The sequence below is a fragment of the Christiangramia aestuarii genome (genome assembly GCF_009735585.1).
Taxonomy (GTDB): domain Bacteria; phylum Bacteroidota; class Bacteroidia; order Flavobacteriales; family Flavobacteriaceae; genus Christiangramia; species Christiangramia aestuarii.
In genome coordinates this window covers 90,944-107,172 of the sequence record NZ_VJVW01000004.1, presented here as the reverse complement: position 1 = coordinate 107,172, position 16,229 = coordinate 90,944, and the positions used below count along the sequence as shown (strand labels likewise).

The 16,229-nt window shown below is 44.0% G+C and carries 11 protein-coding genes; 9 read left to right on the top strand and 2 right to left on the bottom strand.

Annotated features, from left to right (window positions below; translation table 11 throughout):
• Positions 1-16: 16 nt before the first annotated feature.
• Entirely contained in the window at positions 17-595 is a 579-nt protein-coding gene (locus FLP08_RS10865; RefSeq protein WP_156276769.1) for a YceI family protein, read from the bottom strand.
• Between the two features lie 184 nt (positions 596-779).
• Between FLP08_RS10865 and FLP08_RS10860 the strand changes: the two genes are divergently transcribed.
• From FLP08_RS10860 to FLP08_RS10820, 9 genes are all read left to right on the top strand, one after another.
• Entirely contained in the window at positions 780-3,191 is a 2,412-nt protein-coding gene (locus tag FLP08_RS10860; protein WP_156277180.1) for a heavy metal translocating P-type ATPase, read from the top strand.
• Positions 3,192-3,249: 58 nt separating this feature from the next.
• Entirely contained in the window at positions 3,250-3,444 is a 195-nt protein-coding gene (gene ccoS, locus FLP08_RS10855; RefSeq protein WP_156276768.1) for a cbb3-type cytochrome oxidase assembly protein CcoS, read from the top strand.
• 2 nt (positions 3,445-3,446) lie between these two features.
• On the top strand, positions 3,447-5,642 hold the full coding sequence (ccoN, locus tag FLP08_RS10850) for a cytochrome-c oxidase, cbb3-type subunit I (RefSeq protein WP_156276767.1): 2,196 nt from the start codon (positions 3,447-3,449) through the stop codon (positions 5,640-5,642).
• A gap of 11 nt (positions 5,643-5,653) precedes the next feature.
• Positions 5,654-5,866: a CcoQ/FixQ family Cbb3-type cytochrome c oxidase assembly chaperone gene (locus FLP08_RS10845; protein ID WP_156276766.1), complete on the top strand. Its 213-nt coding sequence runs from the start codon at positions 5,654-5,656 to the stop codon at positions 5,864-5,866.
• Entirely contained in the window at positions 5,863-6,825 is a 963-nt protein-coding gene (locus tag FLP08_RS10840) for a cbb3-type cytochrome c oxidase N-terminal domain-containing protein (protein ID WP_156276765.1), read from the top strand. Before FLP08_RS10845 ends, FLP08_RS10840 begins: the two co-directional genes overlap by 4 nt.
• A gap of 5 nt (positions 6,826-6,830) precedes the next feature.
• Positions 6,831-8,249, top strand: a complete 1,419-nt coding sequence (gene ccoG / locus FLP08_RS10835) for a cytochrome c oxidase accessory protein CcoG (protein WP_162431034.1) — start codon at positions 6,831-6,833, stop codon at positions 8,247-8,249.
• Between the two features lie 12 nt (positions 8,250-8,261).
• Complete coding sequence (locus tag FLP08_RS10830; protein WP_156276764.1) at positions 8,262-8,711, top strand: FixH family protein; 450 nt, start codon at positions 8,262-8,264, stop codon at positions 8,709-8,711.
• On the top strand, positions 8,712-9,437 hold the full coding sequence (locus FLP08_RS10825) for a sulfite exporter TauE/SafE family protein (RefSeq protein ID WP_156276763.1): 726 nt from the start codon (positions 8,712-8,714) through the stop codon (positions 9,435-9,437).
• A 484-nt stretch (positions 9,438-9,921) separates the two neighbouring features.
• Positions 9,922-13,749 (top strand): helix-turn-helix domain-containing protein, encoded by a 3,828-nt coding sequence (locus FLP08_RS10820; protein ID WP_162431033.1) that lies wholly within the window; start codon positions 9,922-9,924, stop codon positions 13,747-13,749.
• A 77-nt stretch (positions 13,750-13,826) separates the two neighbouring features.
• On the opposite strand, the gene FLP08_RS10815 is transcribed toward FLP08_RS10820, so the two are convergent.
• Positions 13,827-16,226 carry a glycoside hydrolase family 31 protein gene (locus FLP08_RS10815; RefSeq protein WP_156276761.1) on the bottom strand — a complete coding sequence of 800 codons (2,400 nt, stop codon included), beginning with the start codon at positions 16,224-16,226 and terminating at the stop codon, positions 13,827-13,829.
• Between the last annotated feature and the right edge of the window lie 3 nt (positions 16,227-16,229).

Sequence of the window (16,229 nt, the reverse complement as noted above, 5' to 3'; positions counted from 1 at the left end):
TTAAAGGGTTGATTTTCTAATTTTTAAAATGTGATTCGAATTTTATGATCACGTCCTCATCGGTAGTGATAGTTCCAAAAAGTGCAGTGGGCGCTTCTATTCCGAAATCGGTCATATTCAGTTTATGATCTCCGGTTAGCACTATCTTGTTCCCGTTCTTCTTCAGGTCGAAATCCAGAGCTATGTCCTTTTTTGTTCCCGAGATCTCCAGGCTGCCTTTTGCCTTCACTTTATATGAATCTGCAGTAGCCTTTTCGATCTTCTGAACATCTTTCAGCCTGAAAGCGATCTCCTTATATTTATCTGTATTAAGAGCCTTATAGGTATTCTTGTCCATCCCGCTTTTCCCGCTCATCAGGCTTTCAGTCTTTACCTTGAAATCAAGATTGCTGATGGACTCCAGAAAGCCTTCCTCGAATTCAGCAGTAAGGTTACCGCTGGTATTCTCGGCCTCAATGGTCCAGTCGTGGATATTCGAGGTCCCTTCGATTATTAGATTAGAGGTTTCATTGTCCAGTTTGTAAGATTGAGCATTAACTCCCAGGCTTAGTAGAAGTACACATGCTATCATCTTAAAGTTGCTGTAAGGTTTCATATCGATTACTTTTTGTATGATACAAAGTTGCAGCAGGGATGCTTTTTAAATTATGATGAATGTCACTTTTAAGAAGATTTCCGAAATCTTGTATTGCCAGTATTTTCAGGGCTTTTATGACGAGAGTCATTTTTTGGGCCGCTCAATTCCCGAAATTTTGTGTTCTTATATTATAGGAGAAGATATGACGTGTTACCATTGCGGCGAGCATTGCCGGGAAGAAACTATAGCCTACGATGAGAGGTCATTCTGCTGTTCAGGATGCAAAACGGTTTACGAGATCCTAAATTCTAGTGATCTTACCTATTATTATGAACTGGAAAATGCTCCGGGAACTTCACCCAGGTATAACGATGGTAAATTCAACTACCTGGAGAATACCGAGATCGTTGAAAAACTGCTGGAGTTCGACCATGCAGGAACACAGATCGTTTCTTTTTATATTCCTTCCATACATTGTAGTTCGTGCATCTGGATCCTGGAGAATCTAGGCAAACTTCATAAAGGCATTAAAAGTTCCCAGGTAGACTTTCCCAAAAAGAAAATTAGGATAAGCTTTTCTTCGGAAGCGATACAACTTAAGGAGCTGGTGCTATTACTGGCCAGGATTGGCTATGAGCCTAATATCTCTCTGGAAAATTTCGAGGAAAAGGAAAAAGGGATAGACCGAAGCCTAATCTATAAACTGGGCGTAGCTGGTTTCGCTTTCGGAAATATCATGTTTCTTTCGTTTCCGGAATATTTCGAGATCAAAGAGTTCTGGCTGGAGCAATTCAAACACTTGTTTCGCTGGCTTATGTTCAGCTTCTCCCTGCCGGTAGTATTTTATTCGGGACAAAATTACTTTATTTCGGCCTGGAAAGGTCTAAGGTCGGGGATACTTAATATCGATGTGCCCATTGCCCTGGGGATCACCGTTCTTTTCTTAAGAAGCACGGCAGAGATCGCCCTGGACCAGGGCACCGGTTTCTTTGATAGTCTTAGCGGACTTGTATTTTTTCTCCTGTTGGGTAAGTTCTTTCAGCAAAAGACCTACTCCTTTCTTTCTTTTGAAAGGGATTATAAATCCTATTTTCCCATTGCCGTTACCCGCTTGTTTTCAGAAGAAGGAAAGATCAAAGAAGAGCAGGTGCAGGTGTATAGGATCCAGAAAGGAGACAGGATCATTATTAGAAATGAGGAGCTTATCCCCATGGACGCGATCCTGATAAAGGGAAAGGCAAGGATAGATTATAGTTTCGTTACCGGAGAGGCAGAACCGGTTGAAAAAAATAGCGGGGATAAATTGTTTGCGGGTGGCAGGCAGCAGGGCGGAATCATAGAGGTAGAAGCCCTTAAACCGGTACAGCAGAGTTACCTTACCGAGCTTTGGAGCGATGAGGTCTTTAGTAAGGATAAGAATTCTGCCTTTCAGAATCTTACCAACCAGATAAGTAAAAGGTTTACTTATGCGGTCCTTGGTATAGCCATTGTCGCCGGGGTATTCTGGATATTTTATGAGCCGGCCAGGGCCTGGAATGTTTTTACCGCGGTTCTTATTATCGCCTGTCCCTGCGCAATTGCCCTGGCCGCTCCTTTCACCCTTGGTAATCTGCTCAGGATCTTCGGCAGGAATAAATTATACCTGAAAGACGCCAATATTATCGAAAAAATAGCCCAGGTAGATACTGTGGTTTTTGATAAGACCGGTACCATTACCCAGAACGACCGTAGCAGGATAGAATATGAGGGGCTGGAACTAACAGAAGAAGAAGAGCAATTATTGGGAGGCAGCCTTCGGGCTTCCAATCATCCTTTGAGCCGTTCCCTTTATAATATCCTGGATAATAACAATATTTCAACTCCAGAGCATTTCACTGAATTCACCGGGCAAGGACTGGAAACTACTTATAAGGACCTTAAACTAAAGATAGGTTCACAAAGTTTCGTGTGCGATTCCAATCAGGCTACGGCTAGCCCTTTACAAAACAAAGTAGAAAAGACCTCGGTTTATATCAGTTCTAACGATCTATACAAAGGCTGCTTCAGTTTTTATAATTCTTATCGTGAGGGACTTCCGGAGCTATTAATGGAGCTTTCAAAAGACCAGGAACTTATCATTCTCTCCGGAGATAATGATGGCGAAAGGGACAGGCTGGGCACAATAGTTCCGGCAGGAACCTCAATGTTTTTTGACCAGAAACCTGGGAACAAACTTGAGTTCATTAAAAAGCTTCAATCCAGGGGTAGAAAAGTGATGATGGTAGGAGACGGGCTTAACGATGCCGGGGCTCTGGCCCAGAGCGATGTTGGGATAGCAATCTCAGAAGACGTGAATGTATTTTCACCTGCCTGTGATGGTATCTTGGATGCAAAACGATTTCGGGATCTTGGAAAATTCTTCCAACTTTCTCGAAAAGCGATCTCCATCATCAACCTGAGCTTCCTGCTATCCCTGTGTTACAACATCATAGGTCTTGGTTTTGCGGTTTCCGGAGACCTTATGCCGGTGGTGGCAGCCATTTTAATGCCCCTCAGCTCCATCAGCATTGTTGTTTTTACCACCCTCGCCACTCAGGTCATTGCAAAAAAATCTGAAATAAGGTCTCAAAGCTGACTATTGTCATTTTTTGAGCGCAGCCCGGGAAATACTTTTACACCCATATTTAAGAATAATGAGCATTATCTACATGTTACTGGCTATTAGTGTGGTTGTAGCCATCATCTTCTTTGTCGCTTTTATCATTTCGGTTAAAAAAGGCCAATATGACGATGTGTATACGCCCTCGGTAAGAATGCTGTTCGATGATGAGCTTGTTAAGACCAATCCCAAGGAAAATCAACCTGTCAATAAAGTGAAATCAAATTAATTATGGAAGTACAGCAATTTTATTACGATAATAAGATCGTAAAGAAATTTATAATTGCCACTATGTTCTGGGGCATTATAGGAATGAGCGTTGGCCTGTTGCTCGCCTTTATGTTTATTTTTCCGAATGTGACCGAGGGTATCTCCTGGCTTAGTTTTGGGAGATTGAGGCCACTGCACACCAACGCAGTTATTTTTGCATTTGTAGGGAATGCGCTTTTCGCCGGTATCTATTATTCTACCCAGCGACTTTTAAAAGCCCGTATGTGGAGTGATGCCCTTAGTAACATTAATTTCTGGGGCTGGCAGCTGATCATCATTGGTGCGGCCATTACCCTGCCTTTGGGTTTTACTTCCTCTAAAGAATACGCCGAGCTTGAATGGCCCTTTGATATCGCCATCGCTATTATCTGGGTGGCATTTGGAGCCAACCTTATTGGCACCATGATCAAAAGGAGGCAGCGTCATCTCTATGTGGCCATCTGGTTCTACCTGGCCACTTTCGTAACGGTCGCGGTTCTGCATATCTTCAATAATATCGAGATCCCGGTTTCGGCCTTGAAGAGTTATTCGTTCTATTCAGGAGTGCAGGACGCCCTTGTCCAGTGGTGGTATGGGCATAATGCCGTGGCTTTTTTCCTTACCACACCTTTCCTGGGATTGATGTACTATTTTGTTCCAAAGGCAGCGAACAGACCGGTATATTCTTACCGACTTTCGATTATCCACTTCTGGTCGCTCATCTTTATCTACATCTGGGCAGGACCTCACCATTTGCTTTACACCGCCCTGCCAGACTGGGCTCAAAACCTTGGGGTGGCCTTTTCTGTAATGTTATTGTTCCCTTCTTGGGGAGGAATGATCAACGGTCTGCTTACTTTAAGAGGAGCCTGGGATAAGGTTAGAGTAGATCCTGTTTTAAAATTCATGGTGGTGGCGATTACCGGCTACGGGATGGCCACTTTTGAAGGTCCCATGCTGTCGCTGAAAAATGTGAATGCGATCGCTCACTTTAGTGACTGGATCATTGCTCACGTTCATGTTGGCGCTCTAGCCTGGAATGGGTTTATGACCTTCGGAATGGTGTACTGGCTGGTTCCACGACTGTTCAAGACCAAATTATGGTCTGCCAAACTTGCCAATACCCACTTCTGGATGGGAACCTTAGGGATCATAATCTATGCTTTACCAATGTATGTGGCCGGGTTCGTTCAGGCTTCTATGTGGAAGCAATTCAACCCAGATGGTACCCTTACTTACGGGAACTTCCTGGAAACGGTAACCCAGATCATCCCTATGTACTGGATGAGAGCCATTGGAGGTAGCTTATATATTCTAGGAGCATTCGTAATGCTTTACAATATTGTGAAAACTGCCCGCCAGGGAAGTAAGGTAGAAGATGAGCTTGCCGAAGCGGCAGCGCTGCAGCCTGTAACCAAAAAAAGAACGGCTGGGGAAGCCTACCACAGCTGGTTGGAAAGAAGACCGGTTAAACTTACCATCTTCGCCACTATCGCTATTCTTATTGGAGGCCTGGTACAGATCATACCTTCCCTTATGGTAGATGAATATGTTCCCGTGATCTCCAGCGTGAAACCTTATACGCCCCTGGAACTTGAAGGCCGCGATATTTACATCCGCGAAGGCTGTGTGTCTTGCCATTCACAAATGGTAAGACCATTTAGAAGCGAGGTGGAACGTTATGGGGAATATTCAAAGGCAGGTGAATACAGGTTTGATTTCCCGTTCCTGTGGGGAAGTAAAAGAACAGGGCCAGACCTGCATCGTGTGGGAGAGAAATATTCCGATAACTGGCACCTTAACCATATGTACGATCCGCAAAGTACTTCTTCTGGCTCCATTATGCCTTCCTACAAATGGCTGGTCCAGGATGAGCTGGATAAATCTGATACCGAAAATAAAATGCGAGCCATGCAGACTCTTGGGGTTCCTTATACCGATGAAGAGATCGAAAGGGCCCAGGCATGGATGAGCGAGCAGGGAACCCAGATAGAGAAAAATCTTTATTCCGATCCCGATTTTGTCACCAGTTATGAAGCCGATAAGAAGTATGCCCAGGAAAACGGGCAGGAATTCGTCGAAATGCGTGATCGTGAGATCGTAGCCCTTATCGCTTATCTGCAAAGGCTGGGAACCGACATTAAAGCCGATGATTTAAAACAAGCCTCAACTAACTAAATATTAAGATCATGTTGAAATTCGTAAAAGGTCCGTTAGAAAGTATTGAAGGGGTCGAGATCTATCCTATCATCTCCCTGTTCATCTTCTTTATTTTTTTTACCGCCCTGTTCTGGTGGGTGATCACCGCCAAAAAAGAATATATCAGGAAAGTAAGTGATATTCCACTAGAGCTGGAAGAGAATACGTGTATAGATAATAACCTAAAAGAAAGCAAATCATGAAAAGAGTTTATGCATTCTTAAGAATATCTGGTTTTATCGCCCTGGCTATTCTTCTGGCGGAAGCAACCCTGGAAACAGGAGATAAATCTGTTTTTGAAGTTTATCCCATCTTCTGGCTTATCCTTGGGGTCGCCTTGCTGACCGGGATCGCTATAGAAGTATCGGTGGCGGCGCTGGAACGAACCCTGTATTTATCCCTGAAACCAGAAGCCCGGGTTGAATATGACCGGATCCTGCAAGCAAAAAAACAGGATCGTTTTGGCTGGATAAAAAAGGCTTACGATAAACTTCTGGACAAGAAACCTATCGAAAAAGAGGAGGAGATCATCCTGGACCATAATTATGATGGTATCAAGGAACTGGACAATAACCTCCCGCCATGGTGGCTGTATGGCTTTTATGTGAGTATCATCTTTGCAGGCATCTATCTTGCCAGGTATCATATTTTCGACGGGCCAACCCAGAAGGAAGAATACCTGGTAGAAGTTGCCGAAGCCCGCGCTGCGGTGGAGGAATATAAAAAGAACGCAAAAGGCCTTATTGATGCCAATACCGTTGAGATACTAACCGGGGAAGAAGATATCAAGGCCGGGAAGGCTATTTTCTCGGGTAATTGTGCAGCCTGCCATAAAATTGATGGCGGCGGTGGAATTGGCCCGAACCTTACCGATTCTTACTGGATCCTGGGAGGTGGGATAAAGAATGTTTTCAATACCATTTCTGAAGGAGGTCGTGCCGGGAAAGGAATGGTGGCCTGGAAAACCGATCTCAATCCTGAAGAGATCGCCCAGGTCTCCAGTTACGTGCTTAGCCTGCATGGTACTACTCCGGCAGAACCCAAAGAACCCCAGGGAGAACTTTGGGTGGATCCCGATGCCAGGATAGATGAGGTAGAGGTGGAGATGAAAGATTCTACTTCCGTAGACATCCAAATGGATTACGAAGAAGCTGAAGAATAAATATTGTGGATAAACAGGGTCACGAAAAATTCAGAGATAGTATAGGGACGCTTACATCAGAAGGTAAGCGATCCTGGGTCTACCCTAAAATGCCGGAAGGTAAATTGTACCGGTATAGAAAATGGGTTAGCTATATATTATTGGCTTTTCTTTTCACGGCTCCTTTTATCAGCATCGATGGTAACCAGTTCCTCATGTTCAATGTGCTGGAACGTAGGTTCCATATCTTCGGAAAGATCTTCTGGCCACAGGATTTTTATCTTTTCGTTTTGATGATGCTCATCGGGGTGGTCTTCGTGGTACTTTTTACGGTTGCCTTCGGAAGGATCTTTTGTGGGTGGATATGTCCACAGACCATTTTTATGGAAATGGTTTTCAGAAGAATTGAATACTGGATAGAAGGAGACAGGGGAAAACAGATGCGCCTGGATAAACAGGAATGGAATGCTGAAAAGATCAAAAAGAAAGGACTTAAATGGACCCTATTTTTCATCATCTCCTTCCTGATAGCGAATGTGTTTCTTGCCTATTTGATAGGCAGTGACCGCCTGTTAATGTTCATTAAAGAAGGTCCCCTGGCCCATTTGAGCACCCTGGTTTCTTTACTCATTTTTACTGGAATCTTCTATTTTGTCTTTGCCTGGTTTCGGGAACAGGTGTGTATCATCGCCTGTCCCTATGGAAGGCTTCAGGGAGTGCTTTTGGATAACAGATCTATCGTGGTCGCCTATGATAACAAGCGGGGAGAAAAGGAAAAGGGGCGCGCCAAATTCAGAAAGAATGAAGATAGGGCAGCCAGTGGTAAAGGTGATTGTATAGATTGTTCGCAATGCGTACAGGTTTGCCCAACCGGGATTGATATTCGCCATGGAACCCAGCTTGAATGTGTGAATTGTACGGCCTGTATAGATGCCTGTAATAAGATGATGGACGCCGTTGATTTTCCCCGTGGGCTTATAAGGTATGCCAGTGAAGAGAACATCGAACAGAAATCCAGGTTCAGGCTCACGCCCAGACTAAAGGGATATGCCGCGGTGCTTTTTATTCTGATTTCGGTACTTAGCGGGATGCTCTTTCTAAGAAGTGATATAGAAGCCAATATCCTAAGGCTTCCGGGACAGCTTTATGAGCATAAGGAAAATAACATTATAAGTAATGTATACACCTACAAGCTAATTAATAAGACCTCCAAGGATTTTGAGAATGTGCAGTTCAGGTTACAATCTCACGATGGGAGCGTTCATACGGTAAAGTCTTCTATCGTAGTTCCGGCCAACGGACTTGTAGAGGGGACTTTATTCGTCGAGATAGACCGTGCAGCGCTGGAAAACGAAAAAGATAAGATAAGGATCGCTATTTACAGCAGTGATGATTTGATAGAAACCACCGGGACCACCTTTTTAGGTCCAAGAAGCTATAACTAAAAATTAAAAATCATGAAGATAAATTGGGGAACGGGATTGGTCATTGGGATGCTGGCGTTCATTTCTTTCATCATGTATTTCGTGGTGACCATGATGAGCAGTACAGATTATGACCACGATTTGGTAGTAGAGGACTATTATCGTGAAGAGTTGCATTATCAGCAGGACATCGACGCCGAAAAAAATGCTCTCGCGCTTGAGGAGGGTATTGAAGTATATAGAGATGGGAACAAACTTATCCTGAAATTTCCTGAAACTATGAACCTGGCAGAATTGGAGGGAACGGTAAGCTTTTACAGGCCTTCCAGTAAGAAGCTGGATTTTGTGATTCCTTTTTCTGAAATAGAGAACAACAGGCTGCTGGCTCCCGATGATCAAATGATTGCGGGCAGGTGGAACCTGAAGGTTCGCTGGCAGGAGCACGGAAAGGAATATCTGTTCAAAAAAGAGATACTTTATTAGATGTTTTTCTCGGCCATCATATTCGGATTGTTAGGAAGTTTCCATTGCATTGGGATGTGCGGACCTATAGCATTTTTATTGCCATTAGACAGGCTTAATAGGTCCAGGAGGTTATTGCAGATCTTCCTTTATCATGCTGGCCGGCTAACTGCCTATGCTATTATTGGCCTGGCCTCTGGCCTGTTAGGTAAAAGCCTGGGCTTATTTGGCCTGCAACAGCAGCTTTCCATAATCATTGGGGTAATCATGCTTATCCTGGTACTAATACCCAAACGCAAATTAGGAAAGCTCGATCCTGAAAAAGGGGGATTCAAATTAGCAGGCGTGCTCAAAAACAGGTTAGGAAAGGAGTTGAAAAAGAAGAGCCCCGATACATTTTATAGCGTAGGTTTCCTGAATGGCTTTTTACCCTGCGGGCTGGTGTACATTGCCGTGTTTGGAGCCATCGCCTCGGGGAATGCCTTGCAGGGAAGCTTTTACATGCTTCTTTTTGGAGTAGGAACCATACCGTTAATGACCAGTGCTATCTGGCTGAGCAATATCATTTCAGTTAAAAGCAGGAAATATATTCGGCGACTGGTACCGGTCTTTGTAGGACTAATGGCCATAATGTTCATATTACGCGGACTGGGCCTCGGTATTCCCTACGTTTCGCCAAAACAACAAACAGAACAGGTTAGTTCTGAATACGAATGCCATAAACCAATGCTAATCACAAAATCTTAGATCATGAATTCACTCTCATTTTTTCCACTGGTCAATTGGTCTCTAGGAACTGGGATCATACTGTTTTTTGCTGTTGTATGTCTCATTTTGATCCTGGTGGTCAATCGGATGGTACAGAATGGCCGGAATAAGGAAGATTAATTCCTACAGGAAAACCTGTATTTTTTGTCTTTGGTCTGGGAACGGTTTGAAATAAAAAATACGATTCGTACCTTTATAATGTTGTTAATCGGTAAAACGATTAGCCGGAAGGCTAGCTAAATATGCGTTGGTATATTAGTTAGCCTTTTTTGTTTCTCCTTCCTTTTTCTTTGTATGAAAATTCTTTCTTTATTTTGTTGATATCGTATTGATAAATGCCTTCTAAAAAACTAGTAAACAGAGGTTTGTGAATCCGATAATTCCTAAATTATCACTGCTATTACTACAAAAAATTTGAGATTTGGGGCATTTTAAATTTAGGGTTCTGTTTTCGGTCATAATCTTGATCGGGATCACCGGTAATCTTATCGGGCAGAATGCAAATTCAGTTAAAAGAATTGAGGCTGTTGAACCATTTATCAAAGCCGAGCAGGTACACATCCAGCAGGACCAAGGGGATGAGCTTTGGATCACCACCCCGATGCAGGTGATGAGGTATAATTCCATAAGGATAGAAGATTTTAATAAATTCCGGGGGATACCTAAAGAGATAGGCAAAGTATACAAATTCACTTATACAGATTCAGAAAATAAGATCTGGCTGGCCGGAAACCACGGATTGGCCATTTATAATGCCAGCCTGGATAGTTTCGAATTTGTGAGTGATATCACCGGGAACATCTATGCGCTTAAAGAGGACGCCGGAAAACAATTATGGATCGCTGCTGAAAATGGGATCTTCAAGCTCAATATTGATGAGAAAAAGAAAGATTTCGGTATTTCCCGTTTCCTTTCAGAAAACACCATGGCTGCTGATATCGTAATTTTCAATGATCAGGTCATTTTTGGCGGTCCCAACGGCATTCTCACAATAAACAGGAGATCGGGGAAATTCAGCAAGATTGATATGGGCTATTATCAGGACCTTCAAATCAGCAGCATGCTGGCCTTGGATAATGAGGTCCTGATAGGAACGAAGGAAAGGGGGCTGTACCGTCTGCATGCAGATCTAAGAAAAATAGAGAAACTCAGCTCTGTTCCCTGGGAATTTTCACAGAATGAAATAACCGACCTCGAAAGGTTCAATGATGAGGTAATTATTGCCACCAAGGGTGCAGGAGTCCTAAGGTTGAACGACCGTTTGGCGCCGGTGGAAAGCAATATAGATTATCCCGACAATATCTATAAGCTTGACCTCAATTCCCAGAATCTTCTCTGGATGGTAGCATCGCAGGGCCTGTACCTACAGAATTTTTCAGGCCTGGCGGTTAAAACTCTTAAAAACGACGAAACCAAATATTCCAGCCTGAGTGACGATTTTGTAGTGGCCGCCAAAGAGGATGCTGAAGCCAATATCTGGTTTGGTACGGCTAAGGGATTGAGTATCTGGAATACGACATCCAACCGCTGGAGGCATATCAAAAACCTGAATTATCGCCATAGTTTTAATAAGCCCGACGAGATCACAGGCCTCGCCTCAACTGGTGAACATATGTGGGTGGCAACGGCCAACGATGGGGTGTATAAGATCAATATTCATACGCTCAAAAGAGCGCATTACTCGGTAGACGCTCTTAATAAAACAGGTATTCGTTCTGCCAGTACACTTTTTGTAGATGCAAAAAACAATGTTTGGGTAGGCAGTGAGAAGGCATATCTAACCAGGATCTCGCCTCAAGATATAATAAAGGAATATCCTATAAGGGACGTTCAGGCGATGGCCGAGCTCGGGCCGAAAAAGATCATCGTGGCTACCGGCGCACGTGTACATTCCCTTGATCCTTATTCCGGAAGAATAACCGACCTGGAAAAGCTGAATGCCGGCCCCGAGATGCTCTATTATTCGATGAACGATGTCAAGATCTCTCACCAGGGACAGGGCTTTTTTGCCACCAAGGGAGCCGGTCTTATCATTTATGATTTTGAATCTGAAGAATTAAAGAACCTGACCAGGGAGGATGGCCTGCCTTCAAATAATATCACCAGCCTGGACCTGGATGCCGATAATGGTTTCTGGCTGGCTACAGACAAAGGACTGGCCTTTTATAAGACCGATAATGGTAAAATTGAGGTGTACACCGAACTTAATGGGTTAAGCACAAACGAACTTACCACAGAATTCGCAAGATTGAAAGATGGTTCGCTGGTCCTGGGCAGCCCCAGGGGGGTGAACATTTTTATACCCAAGACCATGCTGGCGCAAAAGGAGTTCAAGCCCCGCCTGGAATTGAGAACGCTTTTCCTTCCGAAAGAAAAGGATAAAGAAAAGAGCAGCTTCAATCTGAGAAAAAAGTCTGAGGTGAACCTGGATGAAAATTCGGGCTTCAGGATAAGTTTTGCGGGTATAAGCCACCTTGATCCTGAAGGAATTCTTTACTCCTGGAAAATGGAAGGACTGGAAGAGGACTGGTCTAAACCATCAGGGCTTACCCATGCTAATTATGCCAACCTGCCGCCCGGGTCCTATGATTTTAAAGTAAAGGCCAGGCTAGGAGATTCGGCCTGGACAGAACCTGAATCTGTAAGGATAAATGTAGAGGCCGTAGCGGGAACCATCAGCAGTGTTTACCTTTTCATGGGAATTAGCGTGCTGGCGATGATCGTGATCTTCGTAGTTGTATTTGTAAAGAGGTCCAGGGATGCCGACAGGGCCGCCCGGGAAGAACTCAGGGAACAACTTAAAAAGGAGTTTCAGCAGCCGGTAGAAAGTGCCGTAAAATCCCTAAGCAAGATCTCTGCCACGTCTGAACCGGGGAACACCGAAGATCTGCAAAGGTTTGCAGCCAGGTTCGACGATCTTTTTAACCAGATCCTGAATTTCAATTACCAGGGATCTGTGTATGAGATCTCCAGGATAAGTTTGCATTCCCACATCCTGCAAATGATGAACGATATTCGGCCTATCTATAAGATGAAAGATCTCGAAGTGGTAGTGAACGATCATTGGGGAGATGCTGAATTCTATTTCAATATCGAAATGCTGGATAAGATTTTCTATAGTCTCATCTCGGGCAGCACGGGATATTCCGTCAAAAAAGGAAAGCTTATCATCAACGTCATTGGGACCAGTGTAGACGACCTTAAGGTACAGATCACCGATAACGGCCGGGGGATTCCAGAAAATGATATCAAGGTGCTGGAGAAAAAGAGGAGCCTGAATACCGGGCCGGCGATCAGGGATAAAAGCGGACTAAGATATATCCTGAAAGCCAAGGAACTTATTGCGGGCACGGGAGGAAGTTTCAGTTATGAGACCGAAAAGAACGAAGGCTCAACTTTTACCGCGGTTCTAAAAAATAAAAAAGATGAATATCGCAAGGTGCCGGAACGTGCTGCGGCGATACTAAAAGCTCAGAGTCTAATACCGGCAAAGGAACCGGAGCAAACTCCTGTGTCTTCAGAAAAACCTTTCCATTTAGGAGAAAGCAAGGTATTGCTCATCGAAAATGATCCCGAAATAAGGGAAATGCTGGCAGGAAGTATCGGGAAATACTGCCAGATCTACCAGGCGACCAGCGGAGAAGAAGGTATAGAAAAGGCCGGGATGATCTTTCCCGATATCATCATAGCCACCAGCCTGCTTCCAGATATGAACGCGGTGCAGCTCTCCAAGATGCTGAAGAGCAATATTGGTCTAAACCATATCAATATCTTCCTAGTGGCAGAGGAGGACCAGGTGTTCGACGAGATCCAGCTGGATGAAACCACCGAGGTCATCTCCAAGCCTATCGACCTTAATTTCCTGATGTTAAAGATCAATAAGATCCTAAGCTGGCAGAAGGATATCCGGGATTCATACGTGAAATCGCATATAGCACATTCTGAAGTGAAATTCAGAAGCAAGAAAGATGAAAAGTTCATCGTGGCCTTAAATGACCTTATTATTCAGAATATTAAGAATGAGAATTTCACGGTGCACAACCTGAGTGCTGCCGTGGGAATGAGCAGCAATACCTTATTCATGAAATTAAAGAGCATAGTGAACCTATCTCCCCAGGATTTCATGGAATTTACCAGGCTTAACTACGCCAGGGATCTCATGGAGCATACAGATATGAATGTGATGGAGATCGCCTATAAATCCGGATTTTCGAGTCCGAAGTTGTTTTACAGTTCTTTCAAAAAATTCTTCGGCTATAGCCTCGCAGAATCTATGGAAGACAAATCTTAACCATTTTTTTGCCCTAAAAAAATTAGCCTGTCTGGATCGCTCCGGACAGGCTGATTTATTTTAATTCATATCTGGTTTTATCCTACCAGGTGTAATTCCCCGAATTCCTTATCTACGATCATGGTTTTTTCTTCGGCATTGAATTGAAGTTTCTCCAAAGGAACCTCCTCATTTTCGAAGAACACACGTTTAATATCGAAGGGAAGTCCATGGAACTTCAATTTAAGAGTACTATAGGGCGCAGAATATTTCCCGCTTTTATGCTGTTGCAGGATGATCTCGTCCTCTTTTCCGGTTAATTTAAAGGTACGCAGGCTGTAGATGTTCTGCCTGTATTCGTAGCCATCGTGTGCATCTTCATAAAGGTCTGAATTCTCCTTACCCAGTTTATAATATACATCCAGGGTGAGTTCTTCAATATCCAGCTGGTCAACATATTGCTGCACCGGGTATTTCGGTATCACCGCACCTTCTTTAATAAAGATTGGGATGGTCTCTAATGGCGCATCCACATACATTTCCTTACCTCCGGTGATGAGCTTGTCGTTCCAGAAGTTGTACCATTTCCCGCGCGGGATATACATTCTTCTTCCCTGTACGTTTGGTTCCTGAACCGGGCATACCAGGATCTGGTTTCCGAAGATGAACTCATCAGATCGGTAATGCGTTTGCACATCCTGCTGGTCAAAATATACCAGGGGTTTTAGGATTGGCATGCCTTCCTGTACATATTGATAGAAAGCCGTGTAGAGGTACGGCAGAAGCTGGTATCTTAATTCCACGTATTTCCTGGTGATATCCAGAACTTCCTCTCCAAAGAACCATGGCTCCTGTTCTCCGTGGTCTCCCGAAGAATGTACCCGGCAAAAAGGATGGAAAACACCCAGCTGTATCCAGCGGGTATAGAGCTCTCCTGAGGGCTGCTCGGCAAACCCGCCAATATCTGATCCTGCAAAACTCATTCCGCTTAAACAAAGTCGTTGAATCTGCACATTGGCCAGCCATAAATGTTCCCAGGTAGCTATATTATCACCAGTCCAGGTAGAAGTATATCTCTGTCCTCCCGAATAATTGGCCCTGGTAATGATAAATGGTCTTTTAGGGAAATTATATTTTTTAACACCTTCATAGGTCGCACGGGCCATTTGCATCCCGTAGATATTATGCGCCTTCCGGTGGCTACAGCGATGCCCATCATAATCATGCCGTACATCCAGAGGGAAGGTCTTTCCGGGAACTTCCATCACTGCGGGTTCGTTCATATCGTTCCACACACCTTTAACGCCAATATCACCTATGAGTTCACGGTAGAGTCCGCTCCACCATTCCCTAACTTCAGGATTGGTGAAATCTGGAAAATAACATTCTCCCGGCCATACTTTTCCCTGCATATAGGGCCCATCAGCTCGGCGACAGAAGTAGTTCTTTTCCAGGGCCTCCTTGAAAATATCATAACTAAGGTCGATCTTGATCCCCGGGTCTATGATAGCAACTGTCTTGAATCCGTCTTCCTCGAGTTCAGAAACCATTCTTTTTGGATCGGGGAAATATTCCTTGTTCCAGGTGAAACAACGGAACCCGTCCATATAATCTATATCCAGGTAGATGGCGTCACAGGGGAAATTAAGCTCGCGGAACTTTGAGGTGATCTCTTTCACCTTGCTTTCCGGGTAATAGCTCCATTTACACTGGTGGAATCCCAGTGCCCACATGGGCGGAAGTTCAGGTTTTCCTGTTAGATCGGTATAGGTGGTGAGCACATCGTTCATTTCTGGGCCGTAGATGAAATAATAGTTCATTTCACCCCCGTCTGCCCAGAAGCTGGTCACGTTCCTGCGCTCGTGGCAAAAATCGAAATGCGTTTTAAAGGTATTGTCGAAAAAGATACCGTAGCTCATGTTGTTATGCAATCCCATATAAAATGGAACAGCCTTATAAAGTTCATTGGTATCTTTCCCGTAGGCATACTGGTCTGTGTTCCACATACTAAGCCTTTTTCCTTTCAGGTTGAAATTAGTGGGTTTGTCTCCAAGACCAAAGAAATTTTCCTGGTCCCGGGAGGTTTTGCTCATTTTCACGAAGTTCCCCCCGAACTCAAAACTTTCTTCCCAGTGAAAGCCCTGCTCATCTTCGAGTATTGGTTTTCCGTTAAGATCATACATGCCAACCCTGATATCATCCCTGGCCACCTTACAGATAAACTTTTCAGTGGTGATGATCACATGGGTTTCGTTCTCCTCAACCTTAAGCTGGTTAAAGCCATGAGGATGATCCTTGTCTACGGCATAAGAAAAATCGTCCTCGAAGATCCCTGAGGTGGCATATCGCAGCCTCAACATATTGTCGCGTAAAACCTGTATCATTAACCTTACGCCATTTTTAGTGATAAAACTTATGGTGTCCTGGTCGTGTTCAAATGATATCAGGGCGGTAGGGTATAAGTCCCCTTTATATTCTAGTTCTGTATTGGTAATCATAGC

Excerpts from the sequence above, each read along its gene's own strand:
- FLP08_RS10865 (WP_156276769.1), bottom strand. The coding sequence starts at position 595 with ATGAAACCTTACAGCAACTTTAAGATGATAGCATGTGTACTTCTACTA.
- FLP08_RS10845 (WP_156276766.1), top strand. The coding sequence starts at position 5,654 with ATGTTGAAATTCGTAAAAGGTCCGTTAGAAAGTATTGAAGGGGTCGAG.
- FLP08_RS10860 (WP_156277180.1), top strand. The coding sequence starts at position 780 with ATGACGTGTTACCATTGCGGCGAGCATTGCCGGGAAGAAACTATAGCC.
- FLP08_RS10815 (WP_156276761.1), bottom strand. The coding sequence starts at position 16,226 with ATGATTACCAATACAGAACTAGAATATAAAGGGGACTTATACCCTACC.
- FLP08_RS10825 (WP_156276763.1), top strand. The coding sequence starts at position 8,712 with ATGTTTTTCTCGGCCATCATATTCGGATTGTTAGGAAGTTTCCATTGC.
- ccoS (WP_156276768.1), top strand. The coding sequence starts at position 3,250 with ATGAGCATTATCTACATGTTACTGGCTATTAGTGTGGTTGTAGCCATC.
- FLP08_RS10830 (WP_156276764.1), top strand. The coding sequence starts at position 8,262 with ATGAAGATAAATTGGGGAACGGGATTGGTCATTGGGATGCTGGCGTTC.
- ccoN (WP_156276767.1), top strand. The coding sequence starts at position 3,447 with ATGGAAGTACAGCAATTTTATTACGATAATAAGATCGTAAAGAAATTT.
- FLP08_RS10840 (WP_156276765.1), top strand. The coding sequence starts at position 5,863 with ATGAAAAGAGTTTATGCATTCTTAAGAATATCTGGTTTTATCGCCCTG.